The 17321-nt window shown below is 43.6% G+C and carries 11 protein-coding genes and 1 pseudogene; 7 read left to right on the top strand and 5 right to left on the bottom strand.

Annotated features, from left to right (window positions below):
* Positions 1 to 78 precede the first annotated feature (78 nt).
* The 4 genes from L5L98_RS14090 to L5L98_RS14075 all read left to right on the top strand — a co-directional run bounded on the left by L5L98_RS14090 (position 79) and on the right by L5L98_RS14075 (position 7418).
* Positions 79 to 840 (top strand): XRE family transcriptional regulator, encoded by a 762-nt coding sequence (locus tag L5L98_RS14090; RefSeq protein ID WP_263141829.1) that lies wholly within the window; start codon positions 79 to 81, stop codon positions 838 to 840.
* Between the two features lie 613 nt (positions 841 to 1453).
* Positions 1454 to 2068, top strand: a complete 615-nt coding sequence (locus L5L98_RS14085; protein ID WP_263141826.1) for a hypothetical protein — start codon at positions 1454 to 1456, stop codon at positions 2066 to 2068.
* Positions 2068 to 4341: a hypothetical protein gene (locus L5L98_RS14080; RefSeq protein WP_263141824.1), complete on the top strand. Its 2274-nt coding sequence runs from the start codon at positions 2068 to 2070 to the stop codon at positions 4339 to 4341. The genes L5L98_RS14085 and L5L98_RS14080 overlap by 1 nt, the downstream gene beginning before the upstream one ends.
* Positions 4326 to 7418 (top strand): site-specific integrase, encoded by a 3093-nt coding sequence (locus tag L5L98_RS14075; protein ID WP_263141823.1) that lies wholly within the window; start codon positions 4326 to 4328, stop codon positions 7416 to 7418. Before L5L98_RS14080 ends, L5L98_RS14075 begins: the two co-directional genes overlap by 16 nt.
* Before the next feature lie 12 nt (positions 7419 to 7430).
* On the opposite strand, the gene L5L98_RS14070 is transcribed toward L5L98_RS14075, so the two are convergent.
* Genes L5L98_RS14070 through L5L98_RS14060 form a run of 3 tightly spaced genes read right to left on the bottom strand, consistent with a single transcriptional unit; the run spans position 7431 to position 9706 of the window.
* On the bottom strand, positions 7431 to 8306 hold the full coding sequence (locus L5L98_RS14070) for an HD domain-containing protein (RefSeq protein WP_263141822.1): 876 nt from the start codon (positions 8304 to 8306) through the stop codon (positions 7431 to 7433).
* The gene (locus L5L98_RS14065) at positions 8303 to 9481 is read right to left on the bottom strand and encodes a site-specific integrase (RefSeq protein WP_263141821.1); all 1179 of its coding nucleotides are present in this window, start codon (positions 9479 to 9481) and stop codon (positions 8303 to 8305) included. Before L5L98_RS14065 ends, L5L98_RS14070 begins: the two co-directional genes overlap by 4 nt.
* A gap of 9 nt (positions 9482 to 9490) precedes the next feature.
* A complete protein-coding gene (locus tag L5L98_RS14060) occupies positions 9491 to 9706 on the bottom strand; it encodes a hypothetical protein (RefSeq protein ID WP_263141984.1) in 216 nt (71 codons plus the stop codon).
* A 128-nt stretch (positions 9707 to 9834) separates the two neighbouring features.
* Between L5L98_RS14060 and L5L98_RS14055 the strand changes: the two genes are divergently transcribed.
* The 3 genes and pseudogenes from L5L98_RS14055 (at position 9835) to L5L98_RS14045 (ending at position 11443) form a co-directional block, all read left to right on the top strand.
* Positions 9835 to 10059 carry a helix-turn-helix domain-containing protein gene (locus tag L5L98_RS14055; RefSeq protein WP_263141820.1) on the top strand — a complete coding sequence of 75 codons (225 nt, stop codon included), beginning with the start codon at positions 9835 to 9837 and terminating at the stop codon, positions 10057 to 10059.
* Positions 10060 to 10275: 216 nt separating this feature from the next.
* Positions 10276 to 10798 (top strand): annotated as a pseudogene (locus tag L5L98_RS14050) (IS4 family transposase); the annotation flags it as partial.
* Positions 10799 to 10876: 78 nt separating this feature from the next.
* On the top strand, positions 10877 to 11443 hold the full coding sequence (locus L5L98_RS14045; RefSeq protein ID WP_263141818.1) for a LysR substrate-binding domain-containing protein: 567 nt from the start codon (positions 10877 to 10879) through the stop codon (positions 11441 to 11443).
* A 29-nt stretch (positions 11444 to 11472) separates the two neighbouring features.
* On the opposite strand, the gene L5L98_RS14040 is transcribed toward L5L98_RS14045, so the two are convergent.
* Positions 11473 to 12405 carry a diguanylate cyclase gene (locus L5L98_RS14040; RefSeq protein WP_014620512.1) on the bottom strand — a complete coding sequence of 311 codons (933 nt, stop codon included), beginning with the start codon at positions 12403 to 12405 and terminating at the stop codon, positions 11473 to 11475.
* Complete coding sequence (locus L5L98_RS14035) at positions 12405 to 17282, bottom strand: PAS domain S-box protein (RefSeq protein WP_317633958.1); 4878 nt, start codon at positions 17280 to 17282, stop codon at positions 12405 to 12407. Before L5L98_RS14035 ends, L5L98_RS14040 begins: the two co-directional genes overlap by 1 nt.
* Positions 17283 to 17321: the final 39 nt, after the last annotated feature.

The following is a 17321-nucleotide window of genomic DNA, read 5'->3' as shown; positions in this document are numbered from 1 at the left end:
AAGCATTCATGTTCATTTTTATGGGTTAAATTCAACAAGTGCACGCATTTGTTTTTAAATCAATGGTTTGAATAGAACATGAACGAAGACAATAAACACGAAAAATCTCACCCAAGTTCTATGGGTGAGCATGAACGTTTTTGCGATAGATTGAGTCTTGTTATTGGGGATGAAAGTATTCGTTCGTTTGCATTAAGGGCTAATCTGTCTCCACCTGTAATAAAGAAGTATGTTGTGAACGATTCAACGCCAAACGTAGAAAGGCTTGTGGCGATAGCTGAGGCTGCTGGAGTAACAGTTGAATGGCTTGCCACAGGTAAAGGGCCAAAGTATCCCAATAGAGTTGTTGAGTCTGACCATCAGCATCAAGTCATGGAGGGAAGGTGTGGGGCTTATAAAGCTAACAATGACTTTCTATCTGAGTTTGCATTGATATCAGGCTATAGCGTTCAAATATCATCAGGATGGGGTAGTGAAGGAGATGATACTCAAGAGCCTAGCCGTCATATTGCTCTTAGAAAACGCTGGCTTAAATGGCGTGGCTTTTCTGAAAAGGACTTAGTAATAGTGTGGGCCAAGGGCGACAGCATGGAACCTATTATTAGCGACAACAATACCCTGCTGGTGAACATACAACGAACCACCTTAACCGATGGTAATATCTATGTGATACGCAGTGATAACCAGTTATGGGTTAAACGAGTCCAGGTTAAACCAAATGCTTGGCTTTTATTGAGTGATAACCCTTTATACCCGCCAATCGAAGTGCCAAAGACTGAACAACATAACTTCCACGTTGTTGGACAGATAGTTCACATCTCGAAGGATATTGGGAATTAAAATTTAAACCTCTTTTAAACGTCATATAGGTTTAAATTGCAGTGATCACTTTTTTAGCGGCATTCGACTAAATTGGATCGCCAATAATCAAATTGAGATTGCACATACTAGGAACAAAAAAAGGCGCGGTAACCAGAACGACTCCCCCAACAAACCCGCGCCATTCCTCAACAGTTCTCATTTATTCAAGCCTAATTTTATCTAATCTCGATTTAATTGGTTTATGATCATTATTTAAGAGTCTATACATTCGCCGTTAATTCTGATGAACTTTCAGTAGCCGATACAACTTCGCTATCTTCACCCGCGTTGATTTCTGAATCGCTCTCTGTACCTTCATTTTATCTTGCTGGAATCACAGAAATGACAGCATAAAACGTACGCCATGATTAAGGATTTAAACCAGCTTACAGGGCTAGGAATGCTGAAAATTATTGCGCAGTTTAATATTTGAGCAACTCTAGGGCTTGTTCATAACTTCGATTAAGGAAACAAACCCGATCACGATCACAAAAAACGATCTTTTCCATGATCAATATTTGATCTGAATTGGGCGATGAAAAAGTGAGTACTATATTAAAGGAAGGACATAATCACACGAAATGGAATTCTGATGGCCCAAATGATTTCGAAGTTCCAAGACAAGCATGAGTTGATTTTACATCCCGCAGCGAGAAATGCATTCGATGTAATGCAATCATTCCCTGCACTCTGTAATAAACATGCTCTACCTGCAAGTATTAGGTCTGAATTTGCCTCCCAAACAATATATTGTTTGGGGCACATAGATTCGAGAGTAAAAAGCAATAAGGTAAAACATCGCGGCAAAACATTTCAGTTTTATAGTCCTATTTGGGCAGCAAGTTTTTGGGATAATGGACGCCCACCAGAAGGTACTTTGCTGATTTACGAAGCAAACATTCAAGACCAACTGACACCTGAAATAATTGAGAAAAAAGCGTGGTTGTCACTATTGCAACTGCTCAGTTTATCCATCAATTCTAAAAATATTGCAGCTTTTATTGATGCCTGGCGCCAAGGACTGCCAGAGCAGTTTTCACGCGAACTCTTTGAGAGAAATACACTACCTGACCAGCTATTTTGTGATTTGTTATCTATCTCGAGAGGCACTCTGGTTCAGCAGCGGCAACGCCAGTCTCCTAAATGTCCAACATCTGATTCTGTCGATATTGTCTCCGAATTAACAATGCCATGGGAACCCAAATAATGACTCCTCCGGCACGCAACATCAGCAAAAAATTAAAGGAATTATTAAACAAATGGCTGGTGCCAGAGCATTTAAATCCAGAGCTCAAGCAAACTCTGTTAATGCAACTCGCCTACAGTATTCAAGCATTTCCAGCAGGATATTGGGAACAATTTGAACTGATGCATAGGTTAGTAAAGGTTCTGATAACAAAAACGTCTTCAGGCTCAGTGAGCAACACTGAAATATTTGGAATTTTAAAGAAAAATAAGCATCTTACATCATATCCATTTGCTGCCACCATTTGTGCAGTGTTACCACCCAATGCAACACCACAATGGATAACAAAATACACGGCTTATCAAGCTATCTTGCTCATCTGTTGTTTCATCCGTTATACCCATGACCAGCACCTAGCAGCCTCAGGAAATGAAAAAGCATTACGCGAGCTACGTCTGGTTGCGATGGACCCCAAGCATCGAAAACTATTAGATATATTGCCAGAGTTGGATGAAGGAGAATCAATTGAACTACTGGTGTCAAAGCTTAAAAAACTACGGGAGAAGAGTTATCCTGCCCTGCAAGAATACGGCCTTGGCTACTTAGAGTTAGTGCTTAGAGAAGCAGTATCTTGGACTAAAAGACGGCGAAGAAGAATTAGAATTCCTCCTATTTCAGACCCTGACACCTTCATCGAACTTAATCCCGTAGATGCATTTGAAGACGCAGGCCTAGAGGTTAAAGAACTATGTGTCGCATCCACAAAACCGACAACGGCTCAAGAACGAGATGAGGCAATATCGGTAACAGCAGGCCGAACATTTCGTATTGAAGATAGTGCCTTAACGCATAATCAAAAAACAACCCATTCCCCATCCTCAAGAGCGGTACGGGCTATACAGCATAAGTGTCTGACCGAAAAACTCAGTATTATGCAGTTATCCTTAAATTGCAGTTACAATCAACTGACCGAATGGGATATACGTCAACTCATTCGTTTTACGACCAATGGAATTAAAACTGGAGTAGACCCAGAAAGCTGCTCAACCCTACTTTTGTGCCTGCTATGCGGTCGAGATCCTATTTCACTAGTACAATCTTCAAATACATTTTGTCTAACACATTACAAAAAACGCCCTTGTATATCTCTAACCCACACAGTGCCAGCAAGCAAACAACATGTAAGACTAGAAAAATGTTTGAACAATACAATAAACCATTTGGTGCTGCCGCTCCCTCAATTTTTACAAGATGAGCTTACTCAAAACGTGGGCACGGCATACTTGAAGTCAGTCATTAATGACATTAACAAGCAACACCGATGTCGTTTAAGCCTTGGAAGAATAACCCGTTTTCTTGAACACTGGTATCTCAATAATGGACTAGATCGTGCCGAAGTCGGACTCATAAAAGGGCGAGCACCTCGAAACCAGCCTGCACTGAGCTATTCAAATTTCGATGCAGATAAACTGATTGAAAACCACCACAGATACGTGAGTTCAATCTTCAAGATGGCTGAGAGCGATCCGCAACTCCCCAAAGTTAAACCCATCAAAAAGCAATTGGGGAGTGCATTACTTCTCCCTCCACGGACTTTGCACAATTTTTTCCGCGTTCTAAGGAGTCAAATTCCTCGCCCGCGAAAGCAATCTTTGGAAGAACTCACGACACTCCATAATTACTATGTCTGCTACGTATGGGCGCTTTTGACGTTTGCAACCGGTCACCGCGATGTTAATGCACCAATGGGACAGCGTACCGATTTCAACAGCCATAACAATACCTGGTGGATAAGCGATAAAGAAAACCGACATGGGATATCTGCTAGAACACTGATACTCCCAAAGACTGCAGTGAAGCAACTTGAACATTATCTACAACATCTTCAAGAGTTGAAAAAACGCAGTCAACTCATCGCAAAAGATATTTTCAATCGTGCAGACGAGGCAATTACTGGCAGCGGAAATCTTCTATTTTTTATAAAACATCAAGAACAGAACAACATCCCCCAAATTACGCAAGAACTCACGCCTGCTAGAGTAAAAGCATTTCTTGGAGACCAGTTACCCTGGCCTGGCAACTGGGGGAGACATCACATGCGCAGCGAATTAAAGCGTCTCGGTGTTGCTCCTGAAGAAATAGATGGTTGGATGGGGCACGAAGATATTGGAGAAGAATCAATGGGTCGTCATAGCATGCTATCAACTCAATACCTCAACCGTATTGCTCAGCATATCGAAACGCTACTGAACACTCATGAAATTACGGTGGTTGACGCATGGAAAACCCGCTGATCCTTCCACATGAACAGAAATCCCTAGTACGGTTATTGGGGCATCAGTCCAGAACAGCTGCTCGGCAAAAAAGTCATATAACTATAATAAAACAAGCTCTGGCGGTGCTTGAATATCATCTACCTGAGCTGTTTGAAACACCACCGAAATACGACCGATTTTCGGCAGTTTGGCCACAGGTTGACTCGGCTCTGCGAAAGGTCCTCAAATCGGAAACAGCCTACCGCCGAGGGTATTCTTTTATCTGCAGACAACTAGAAACGGGTAACCGACAAGGGCTTTGGCAGATCAATCCTCCCTCAGACTATCTCACCCTTCGTAGAGTTCGACCGCTTAGAAATTTGACTTGGCAACACAATACTTCTGATTTCGCATCAAAAATTGACGGTTTGCTAGACAAGCTTGATAAAGCATCCGATCCCCAGCAATCCTTTGCCAGATTGCTGATGAGTTGCATTTGCTATGGAGGCCTGAACCGACCTGCACTATGGCCTGCTCTGGCTAAAGCATTAACCGATGATAAACCATTAAATGGCAACAAGGACCTTTGCTGGCTAACGTTGAGGCCAAATCATGGGAAGGACTTTGCCAGTAACCTCTATACCGATCACGACGGTATGGGGCCCAATGAAGCTCAGGTGGAAGTTCAGTTCTTCCCCGACCCGATAAGCCTTGGTCTGATGAAGCTATTCCTAAGTTTCAGGCCCAAAAATTGGCGTTACCCCAAATCAATTACAAAATGTTTAGAGATAATCAAGTCTGAACTCAAGCTTGATCTTCCAATAACACAACTTCGACAAGGCGGGGTTTGTTTTGCAGAGACTCAACTAAATGTCGATCTACCACAAGTGTTGATAGAGTATTCGTTGGGACGTCAAAAAAGCGCATCTCTACCAAGTGTTTACTGGTTCAGATTGTTGAAAGGCACAACGGGATCCTGCAATGTAAGGAGCTTTGCTCAATTCAAGCAATGGTATGATCTAACGCAAACAAACAGTTCAGCAACACCGTCATCACGCAGTTCTAAGCTAGGTAACCGATACCTACCGAATCAAATAAGAGAAATACTTAAGCAAAATAACGCAAAATCCCAAGGAAAGATTCATGTTGTCAGTAAGTTGCGGGATCTAACACAACCAAGCCTCCGCCTAAACGAAGAGATCCTTCTTCAATGGCTAATTCACCACCTGAATACTGAGAAAAATGCAGTATCAACAGCTAATAGGTACTTTGGAGCAATTGGAGGCCACTGGTTGGCTGCGACCGCAGGCGTTGACCTACACTGCTTGAGTAGTGACGACTTTATCTATATTTATCAAGAAATTATGAATCGCACATACAGTCAGCGGGAACAGCACTATAAGGCCGGTCGATTTGAGAACCTACACTCATTCGCACAACAGAAATTTGATCTCCCTCCTCTTAATCAGCCGCTAAGCGAAGGGAGCAATATTACTCCCCATGTGAGTGCCGCCATTGTTGATGAGGCACTGTTTTCAGCCCTGCTGCGTCAAATTGATTATTTAGAAGACTTAGACCATGCTGCCAAACGGATATTAAAGTGCTTTCTCATCATTGCTTATCGAACTGGTCTCAGACCAGGAGAAGTCGCCAAACTGCGTCTAAAAGACATCGAGCCCTCTTCTGTCGGCTGGCTATTTGTTCGTGAAAGTCGCCACGGACATAACAAAACCGACTCAGCGCTTCGAAAAGTGCCTTTATTGCCTTTACTGACTGACAACGAAAAGCTTTTGGTGGAAAGCCATCTTAGTGAACGTCTTTTGGCTTGCCATAACCACTATGCCGAATTGCTCATTCACGCAGATGGAAATCCCTTTGAAGTGTTAAACACTCGTCAAATATCCTTGATGATGAAAGAGATATTGTCTCAATTAACCGGCGGTATTTATTATCGACTGTATCATCTACGCCATACAGCATTATCCAGACTTCAGCTTCTTGCCCATGATGACCTGATCGGCTTGCCAGAAGTAGTGAAGGCTATGCTGCCGTACACCCCTTCGCAACGGAAGATAATACGTAAATTGATATTTGGTGAAGGACGGTTACGTGACAGATATTCTGCGCTGGCTGTGTTTGCAGGCCATAGCAGCCCAGACACAACATTCAGAAGCTACTTACATTTCACCGACATATTACTGGGCAGCCATTTGGCGGTAAATGCCCAAGAAATACCTGCTGGCACCGCGAAAGTGGTACTTGGAGTACGCCCTTATCGTTATAGAGTGATGCAAAAATCAGGAAACATAACCCCTGTACGTTTACTGCCATTCTTTAGAAAACGGCTCTCACCTTTTATGAGCCCAGTGAACAGCATTCGTCAAAGTACAGTCCTTCAGAACAACGAGGTTGAAAAAAGCAGTCACTACATTCAGGCCTTGGCTATACTCAGGAGGATTGAGCTTGGTCATGACTATCAAGAAGTTGCACTTCATTATCGCCTCCCCCTAGAACAGGTCAAACGCTGGCTTGATGCTGCAACTGCACTTCGGATGTTAAAAACACCACAAGACATTGACCGATTATTTTCAAAAAAACGTTGCTATGCACTGCTACCCGCAGAACCTACTGACATTGCTGATCGAAAGGATATTTATTCAGCGTTACAAGCATGTAGCAAGCTCAAGTCGAGCAAAGAAGGAAAAGTCGAATTACGATGGTCTATTCAGTATTGTCTGACGCATACAACCAGCAGCCACACGTCGATCTTCTTTGATAAAGCGACAGAGTTTCAGCGATTCATGGCGTTGGTAAGCCAACTTTTTACCTGGAAGCGCTGGCATCTTAAACTGCGTTATCAATATGGCAAAACATATAATCAGTGGCGATGTCACCCCGATATCGAAATAACTCGCGACACGTTACTGAAAATAAACGAATATCCAGAAGGAGCTGGAAGATTATTTTTACGTCATACCAATGAACAAAAACACATCAAAAGCAACGGTGGCAAAGCAATAAGCCAATATTCTTCCCCGACATTGCAAACCGTATTCCACCGGCTGGCGATCATCCTATTCAAAGCGGAACAAATAAGGCAATGGGAGCAGAAATAATGCCCCCACGCCTCACCCAAGCCGCTTATACCATTGATCGTTCATGGCGGAATGTGCGTACCAATGATGGGGAGGCACGTCTGCAAAAGCGGTGCGCCAATGACATACTTCCATAGATAGATTGTCACATAGTCTCACCATAGAGGCTGGAAGATAAGCCTCTGAGCGGCGCCCTACCTTGACCGAAAAGCAACTACTCAACGCCTCAAAAATCTTGGGGGAACTACGATGCAATGCCTCCAAAGGTCCAGCCAACACCATAAAATTGTAAGACTCGTGAGAACCCGCAATGCCATCCCGAGTATCTGCATTGTAAAAAAGGTGAATTTTACCTATGTCATGCAAAAGACCCCCAATGAAAGCCACACATACACTCAAGGGCCCTACATTATAACGCCAACAAAGCATAGCCGCTGTCACCGCCACCTCATGACTATGCTCCAGTAATCCACAAGAATGATTATGATGGTGACTACGACTAGCTCTGGCGGTAAAAAACTGCTCCATCAACTCATTGTTGAGTAACACTGCTAAGTAAAAACGTCTCAATGCCTCATCATGGATAAGCCCCAAAATCCCCCAGATATCGATAATGATCGACTCACAACCTGCTGGTACGAGTTTAAAATGATGATGCACAACAGCTTTATCAGTGACCTCAGGAATACTCAAAGTTATTTTTACCCGTTGCAAATCATCACAATGATTCCATTGAACCATCACTAGTTGCCCGTCAGGTTCTACACCTTCCATAACATTAGGGGATAGTTCAAGAGTATAACACTCTCTTAAGCAGCTAAATTGCCACAACTCTACCTGTTCTCTGCGCTCAATCAGATGAACCCAGGCCAAGTCATCTGCATTATTTGTTCGGGATCTGATATTCATTTTGACGACTCCCCTTTGGGTCCATTGCCAATCAACCGTTCAAATGCTGCACCGTCTTGCCCCAATAAATTAGGTACATAGCGCGAGTAAACCCTAAATAACATACCAGTATTGGCGTGCCCTAACTGTCGAGCAATCCATTCAGGACTCTCTCCAGCAGCGAGCCAAAGGGTTGCTGCTGTATGTCTTGTCTGATAAGGATTTCGCTTTTCGAGCCCCAAACTTTTCAGTAGTGGATACCAAACGCGTTTGGTGACATTGTGATGACTCAGTGCGTCACCACGCTGGTTACAAAACACGAAGTTGCTCTGAGTCTCGGTTTGCTCACGTTGGGTCTGAAGTGCTTCATATACTGGCTGGTTCATTGCAATAGCTCGGCATGAACCAGACGTTTTAGTTGGGCCAAGGCTGCCACGAACCAGTGACTGGCGGATGTGGATCAGTCTGTTTGTAAAATCAATATGCTCCCAAGTTAGGCCATCGATTTCCCCTGTTCTCATCCCCGTGAAGAACCTAACGAGGTAGTAAGTACGGAAATCTGTTCTCACATTCTCTACAACTCTGTATACCTCGTTGAGAGAAAATGGGTGAATTTCACTTCTTGGCATAGGTAACGCTTTGATATTTCGCCACGGGCTCTGAAATTCAAAACGTTCAGCAGCCTCATTCAGGATCAATCGCAAATATGTCATGATATGGTTGATGCGAGAGGTTGATAGAATTTTTAAGGTGGCCAGATCCGGTTCGCACAGCCTAGTGCGAAAGCCAAGAATGTCAGTCTTACTAATAGTGGCAATCATACTATCCCCCATTGCAGGTAACAGATGGCACCTCAAGATACCTTCAACGGTCTCAATTTGACTGGCTCGCCACTCAACTCTCTTTTCAACTAACCAAAGGTTGGCGAAAGTGCCAAACAGCATCCGTCCTTCCGAAGCTTTAAGTTGGCTAACTTTAGTAAGTTGTCTGAAATACTCAGCTTTAGGGCTATCAGGGAAATGATGCCTATAATCAAAGCTACCAGCCTTCATTTGCTGTTCGAGTAGCGTTAGCAACCTATTTAGCTTCTGCCGATTAGCTGAATTATCAACAAGACTCGTCTGCTCTCGGCAACGCACACCCTTATAGCGAAAATCCAAATAAAGTTTCCCATCACGGCTATTTACTGTTCCCATGGCAACCTCCTAGTTCATCTGATTAATCAGATCATGGGCAGAGGCCCCAAGCAACATAGATTCCTCAACTCTTTCCCAGATGTAGAGCAATTTCCGCCCACCAAACGGCCGAATGTAATGCACCCCTTCAAACAATTGTTTATCTTTCAAACACTGACGGATAGTACGAACGTCATAGCGGATACGTGCAGATAGTTCTTCTGTTGTAAGGTAAGTATATGGCATAATCAAATCCTCTCTTTTTTCTCTTCTGAAAACAAAAATAACCCACAGAAGAGAATTTAGCACTAAAATGAACCATTGCAAGCCTTTTTTCTCTTTTGCAGGTATTTTTTCATTTCAGGAAGGATTTTATGATAAAGTGTCACTTATCTCGGATTTTGGGCGAGAGAAAACAGAAAATTGCTGAAGTATCACGAGATACTGGTATAAACAGAAATACCCTCCATCGGCTGTATAATGAAACAGCAACAAGGATTGAGCTTGATGTGATTGAAGCACTATGTATGTACTTAGATTTGCAGATTGGTGATCTATTTGAACTTGAGAAGACTGAAAATAAGCATCATCAAAACTAATCTCTGGGTGATTGCTCAATAGCTTATTGCAAAGCAAAAGAGAAAAAGAGAAAAAGAGAAAAAGAGAAAAAGAGAAAAAGAGCTTCATCTTTTTTACTGATATATCGCCGCAATCTAGCTAATTCCCAGTTAAATTCGATGGGATTCCAATATGTAGACACGCATGATACTGTTTGATCTTATCAATTTCGCCAAAAAACTACTCGATCCAACATCATGCGTAATATCGGCATATTAAACGATTTGCTCAAAAAACAATGCCCCCAAATACACCAAAAACACCTTAATTCTCTGATGGTTGCTACCGAGTCTTTACTCAATGGTAATCAACTCTCGTTAACCCCGTTAGGCCGGAACATAACGAATAACGTTGCACCAAAACAAAATATTAAGCACATTGACCGACGGCTCGGAAATCTGCATGTTGTTAAAGGTAAGTTCTCTATTTATCAATGGCATGCACAGTATCTCTGCGGAGTATTCTCTATGAATTAAGAGTGATGCCCATTATTCCTGCGGATTGGTCTGGTGTACGCGAACAACTGCGAATGATGACCTTACGCGCATCAATAAGTGTTACAGATCGATCCATTGCTCTGTACGAATGCACTTTTCTTTTTGAAGCTAATGATTTAGAGATAGCAATATCCCGCGCAGTCATAACGCTTTCTTAGCTGAGCTTGCTAACGTATTGCCGCCAAGATGCTGCCCGCTTATCGTCACCGATGCAGGTTATCGAATCTACAATTAAACAATCGCCGCAACTCCTTCTGCGGTTAGCTTCGTATCAAGGCTCCCACCTTATGAGGGGGAGGTCATGTTAACTCCAGTGTTACTTAAGTTTCGGGCAAGCCCCCCTCAGGTACGTTTGATAACCGACTTTAGCAACATCAAATCAGACTTACTGAGGGACAATATCCATGTGGCATTTCGCAGTACTGAGCTAAACGACGAACCTTATATGGCACGTTTCATTGCCCAAGATGAAATGGTCTTATGTGCGTCAGAAGCTTACCTTTTACAGTATCCGCCGTTGACTCATCCAAAGGGTCTACAGACGCATAGTCTAATCACCCGATGCACTGACTATTCGCGCTATAAGCAATGGACTTTATTGGATAATGCCAAAGAATTGACAGTGAAAGTTGCCGGAGAGCTGGCTTTTAGTAACAAACTAAAGATTTACGCAGCGATATTGCAGGGGTTTGGGATAGCACTACTGCCTCGTTATCTCGTAGCCAACGAATTAGAGCAAGGTATGGTTCACGAAGTATTGCCAACCTATCGCCCAAAAAAGCGCAAAATTTTACGCCCTTTATTCTCAGCGACGGGCAGAATCGGCCTTGATAACTCACTTTGTAGAATATGTTATTCAATCCCTTAGGGATCTACATTAAAAATAAAACTCACAGGCTAAAGCCCTAGGCCCACTACTTGGTTACGTCCACTCTCTTTCGCCAAGTACAATTGCTGGTCCGCTGTTTCGATCAATGTTTGCCAAGTCAAATCACTTTTAGGTAGCACGCTCGCGACACCAGCACTAATCGTCACTTCTTGGAAGCTCGACTCGAGATGTTCAAGATGCAAAGCTTGTACTGCATTCACTATTTTCTGTGCCGTATGAATTGCACCGGCAAGCTTGGTTTCTGGCAGAATACAAATAAACTCCTCCCCGCCATAACGTGCAACAAAGTCAGTCGCGCGCTGCAGAGAATCACTAATGGCTTTTGCAACTTGTCGCAAACATTGGTCGCCTTCCTGATGACCATAACGATCATTAAAACGTTTAAAAAAATCCACATCTAGCATCACCACAGATAAGGCTAACTCGTTGCGGCAGCAATGTTTCCATATTTCAGGAAGTCGCTGCTCAAACTGACGTCGATTGGCGACGCCCGTTAAACTGTCAAGCAGCGCGATAGAGTGCAACAGATCGGATTGTCGCTTGAGGGTAAACTGATTCTTTACCCGCGCAGTGGTGATAATTGGATTGATAGGTTTATGGATAAAATCGACTGCACCCAGCTGAAAACCTTTAACTTCTTGCACTTCATCAAAATGAGCCGTGACAAAAATAACCCCAATAGTCGCGGTTTCAGGATCGGCTTTAAGATGTTGGCAAACGTCAAAACCCGACATACCAGGCATTTCAATGTCTAACAGCACTAAATCTGGCTGTACCTTCTGGCATATGGCTATCGCCTGCTCACCATTGGTCGCCATAAACAACTCATACTCTTCATTGAAGAGTTGATGCAGTATTTTGATATTGAGCGGCTGATCATCAACGATGAGGATCTTACCTTTCTCACTTTGGGGCCGAGCAATTAATTCTGCAAGATGCATTACGCCTCCTCTAACATGATAATCCGTAGCGTATCTAATGCCTGATTAAAATCGAGCGCTTGCACTTGCCCATGCAATATGGACCATTGTGGATGGCCTGACAGCAATTCAGCTAACTGGTCAGTTAAGGCCATAGCTTCTAAATTGTTCTCTTTTAATAGGGTCATTAGGGTATTAAGGTCCGTTTTAACACTTTGCATCGATGCCGAAGAATATACTGACTTTTCTACATTATCGCTAATAACTGGAGTAGATTCTTCCGCCTCAAAGTAAATTGAAAGTTGCTGACTATTCTGATGGATAAGTTCCTCTAGCCTATCTGTCCAACGCTTAATATCGATAAGCTCAGGGCATTCTTGCTTAAACTGTTTCTCTAAGTAAGCCGCATGCGCAGCTAAACGCCGAGCACCAAAATTACTGGCAATGCCTTTAATACCATGGCTAATCGCTGCAGCAGTTGAATAATCAAAAATTTTAGTTGATTGTTTATACTGATTTAGTTGCTTCGTCATTTCAGGTGCAAAACTTTTGGCCATTTTTTGGAAGAAAGACTGATTCCCCCCAAAACGACGCAGGATAATACGAATATCATCGAGTAATTGCTCATCACTCTGCTCCTGCGTCGCTTCGGGACTGTGCATTTCAGATTCAGCAGAGGTCATATCCTCACGGCCAACTAAGCGCAAAATACTCGGTAGTAATAATGGCATATCGATGGGTTTGCCAACATGGTCATTCATACCCGCATTGAGACACTCTTGCCTATCGGATGGTGAAGCATTGGCAGTCATTGCAAGTATGGGGAGTTCAGAAAAACGTCCATCAGCACGAATACGGCGAGTTGCTTCGAGGCCATCTATGTCCGGCATTTGCACGTCCATAATAACGATATCGAATAAATCGCTACTTTCTAGTACTTGATATACACCTTCCAATCCGCCGTCGGCGAGTACCACACTTGCACCTTCGTAACTCAGTAGCTCATCGATAACTTGTCGATTGAGTTGATTATCTTCGACGACTAGAATACTTAACCCTGAGAGTAACCGCTGTGAAAGTGGCTTGGGGTGCACATCCGTTGTCTTGCCTTCGATAGCATTCATTACTGCTTCAGCCAAAGTCTGCGAGGTCACAGGTTTAGTGAGGAAATTAACGAAAGGGACATTTTTAATATACTGACTGTCGGCAATCACTTCATGGCCATAGGCTGTTAGCATTACCACTAATGGGGGGGGGCTAACAGAAGTTGTGTTTTGTATCATCTCTGCAGTCTGCAGCCCATCAAGGTCAGACATTCTCCAGTCCATTAACACAACATCAAAGGGCTTTGATTGCTTTACCTTATCAAGGGCTTCGTAACCGCCAGATGCAGTTTCAACTTCACAACCGAACCCCGTTAACACTTTATGTAAAATCTCTGTTGTTAGCTGATTATCATCAACAACCAAAATACGATATTTAGAGAGATCAATCCGCTCACTCTCTTTCTCCGTCATAATTGGAAACGTCACATCAAACCAGAAACGACTACCCACACCTATTTGACTCGTTACCTGTAACTGCCCTCCCATGAGCTCAACGAGCCTTTTACTGATCGCTAGCCCTAACCCTGAGCCACCAAAACGGCGGGATGTTGAGGATTCTGCCTGTTCAAATCCGGTAAAAATCCGCTCAATCTGCTCGTCACTGATACCAATACCCGTATCGGTGATTGAAATTTGTACTGTGACTATATTAGCCTCATGTCGTAAACATTCAATACCGACAATCACTTGACCTTGGTGAGTGAATTTAAGGGCATTTCCCGCGAGGTTAACGAGGATTTGTTGCAATCTAAGTTGATCTGCTAACAGCCAAGACGGCAAAGCCGTGTCTAGGTCAAACATCACCTCGACATCCTTATCGCCATGGTTACCTGACAATACAACGGCAAGGTCCCGCATCAGCAATTCAATCGAACAAGGATGAGGATCTAGGGTGAGTTTTCCCGCATCTATCTTAGAGAAATCAAGGATGTCATTTAATAACCCTAACAATGACTTCGCTGCGATTTGTGTTTTATTAATATAATCTTGTTGCTGCACAGAAAGTGCAGTGTGTTGAATAAGTTGCAGCATACCTAATACAGCATTCATTGGGGTGCGAATTTCATGGCTCATATTGGCTAAAAATGCAGACTTAGCCGCACTCGCTGCATCAGCTTCATGTTTCGCCGCCCTCAAAGTCTCTTCTAACTGGCGCTGCTCTGTGATATCTAAATTAATCCCAATCACTCTAATAGTATTACCATGCTTATCGCGCTCAACTTGGGCGGCTGCCTGAACATAACGAATCGTACCGTCTGTTCTTACCACCCTAAAAATAGAGTCATACAGATCAATTCCTTGAAGGGCAGCCTTTAATTTAGCATCGGCAACAACAATATCGTCAGGATGAACCCGCATAGACCAGTGCTCATAGGTTAATCCTTGTTCCCGAAGACTTTCAGGCTGATCGTAAATCGCAAACATACGCTCGTTCCACTCAAATGAGTTATTGAACAAATTCCAAGTCCAAATACCTAACTGAGCCACTTCGGCGGCCTTACTTAAATGGTTACTGGCCGTTATCAGTGCTTCTTGCTGCAGCAACATCAGTGATACATCGACACCAATGCCTAAATAGCCAATAATCTCGCCAACACTGTCACGCATCGCAGTGACAGAAAGAGACACTTGAAATTGACTGCCGTCTTTACGCACATAGGTCCAATTGCGGGTTTCAGAACCTTCGGCTCTTGCCTTATAGATGAAAACATCAAAGCCTTGAATGTCTTTACCATATTCAGCGGATAACTCTGCAGACCTTATCATCACCTCCTCGAGCAAATGCAGAGGCGCAGGGGTAGATTGACCTATCATTTCCTCGGCTGAATAACCGAGTAAGCGCTCTGCTCCACGGTTAAAAATGGTGATATTCCCTTGCACATCAGTGGCTATGATGGACATTTCAGAGGCGGCATCGAGCACGTTAGTCAGTAATGACCCTAAGTTATTTTTCTCAATCTGTGTCAACTTACGGTCGGTGATATCGATTTGTAATGCAACATAACGTTCAATTTTACCGTATTCATCAAATACTGGACCTATCACAGTATCGAACCATTTCAATGCTTGGTGCTTATCACGATTGCAGATTTCACCGTGCCAAGACTGTCCCACGTTTATCTGTTGCCACATAGCTCGCCAGAAAGACACATCATGTTCACCCGACTGGAGTATTGCATGGGTTTTCCCCACCACTTGCTCACGCGCATAGCTACTAATGCGGCAAAAATTATCATTCACCTCTAAGATGACACCATTGGGGTCAGTAACGGAATAGAGTAGCTGTTGATTAATAGTGTCGAGCAAGGTTTGGTTTTCGAGTAACGCCTGCTGCAACGCATGGGTACGCTTGCTGACTTGCCGTTCGAGACTCGCATTCAAGCTTAAAATATGTCGTTCAGCTTCAAGCTGCGCTGTAATATCGCGGATCGTTTGGCTCATGCCAGCAATCTTGCCGTGCTCGTCATAAATAGGCACGGCCGTAGTTGAGGTCGATAAATGGCTACCATCCTGTCGTTGATGGCTAGTTATCCGATTTAAAGAGGTTTTCCCCGCTAACACTTCGGCGAATAATGCTCTTTCTTCCTGCACTATGCTGGCAGGAACAATCAATTTACAACACGACTGGCCAAGAGCGTGCGCCTCGGTATAGCCAAATAACTGCTCAGCACCTTGGTTCCAACTGGTAATTTGGCCTTTAGTGTCATAACTGATAATGCCATCGAGGGAATGCTCCAGCATGCTGGCGCGCCTAGCCTGTTCAAGCAGCACCTGCTGCTTACGCTGCAAACTGATGGACCACATGGCAATTAACGCAGCTAAAAGCAGGCTAAACAAACTGCCACTCAACAGCACTAAACTGGGTTGATTAAGATGCAATGACTTAATAAAGGATGGATAAGCGATGACTTCTATCTGCCATTTACGACCAAAAATGTCTTTCGTCATTTTATGGCGATATGCAGATAGTGGAGACGCCTCATCAGGGTGTGTTTCAAAAAAACTGATGGGACGCTCAGCTTGGGTGATATCGCTAAGCAACAGCTTGGTCATCTTCTGATTCAACGCTAATCCCATTAGAACTTCGTTCGTCACTAAGGGGGCGTAACTCCAACCATACCCGGCCGAAAGTCTTTCCTGTTGTGATTTAGGTACTAAACCCGTGCGATAAATAGGCTGCAGAATTAAGAATGATTGTAGCGGCCTACCCGTAGCCTGCACTAATGTGATGGGTGCAGACAAGCGCACTTCACCGGATAACATAGCCGCATCGGCAGCGGCTTTACGATGTGCCTCTGAGGCAATATCTAAGCCAACGGCAGCTTTATTGCGGTCTACAGGCTCAATATATTCAATAACGTATCTTTCGCCATCATGAGCGTTAAGTTGGCGAATATTAAAGTCAGACCAATCATCTTGACGAGCTCTTGCTATAAATGCCGCTTCATCGGGACTGGGTACTCGACGAATAAAGCCAAATCCACGGGCGCCGGGAAACTCATGGTCCACATCCCGCGTTAAACTATAACGATGGAAGCTAGCACGACTAATATCATGCTCACCCGCAGTGATTATCGTGCCGCGTGCACCGCGTAAACCATATTGATATAAGGTGATACGGTTAATCACGTTCTCACTGATTTGCTCCGCGTCTTCGCGCAAGGCTTGGTCAATTTTTTTGGCGTTCATGCGCCCCGTCAACCCTGTTAATAACGTGCTTAGCACCAATCCAATCAACAGGACTAATAAGCCCCATTTCGAAGCATTTTTATAACTCATGGACAAGTGCATAAACGCCTAATAATTTATAATCAGAGAGTTATGATTTTG

The sequence above is a fragment of the Shewanella sp. SM23 genome (assembly GCF_025654295.1).
GTDB classification, from domain to species: domain Bacteria; phylum Pseudomonadota; class Gammaproteobacteria; order Enterobacterales; family Shewanellaceae; genus Shewanella; species Shewanella oncorhynchi.
Note: the sequence above shows the minus strand (reverse complement) of the source record. Positions and strands in the feature narration are given on the sequence as shown.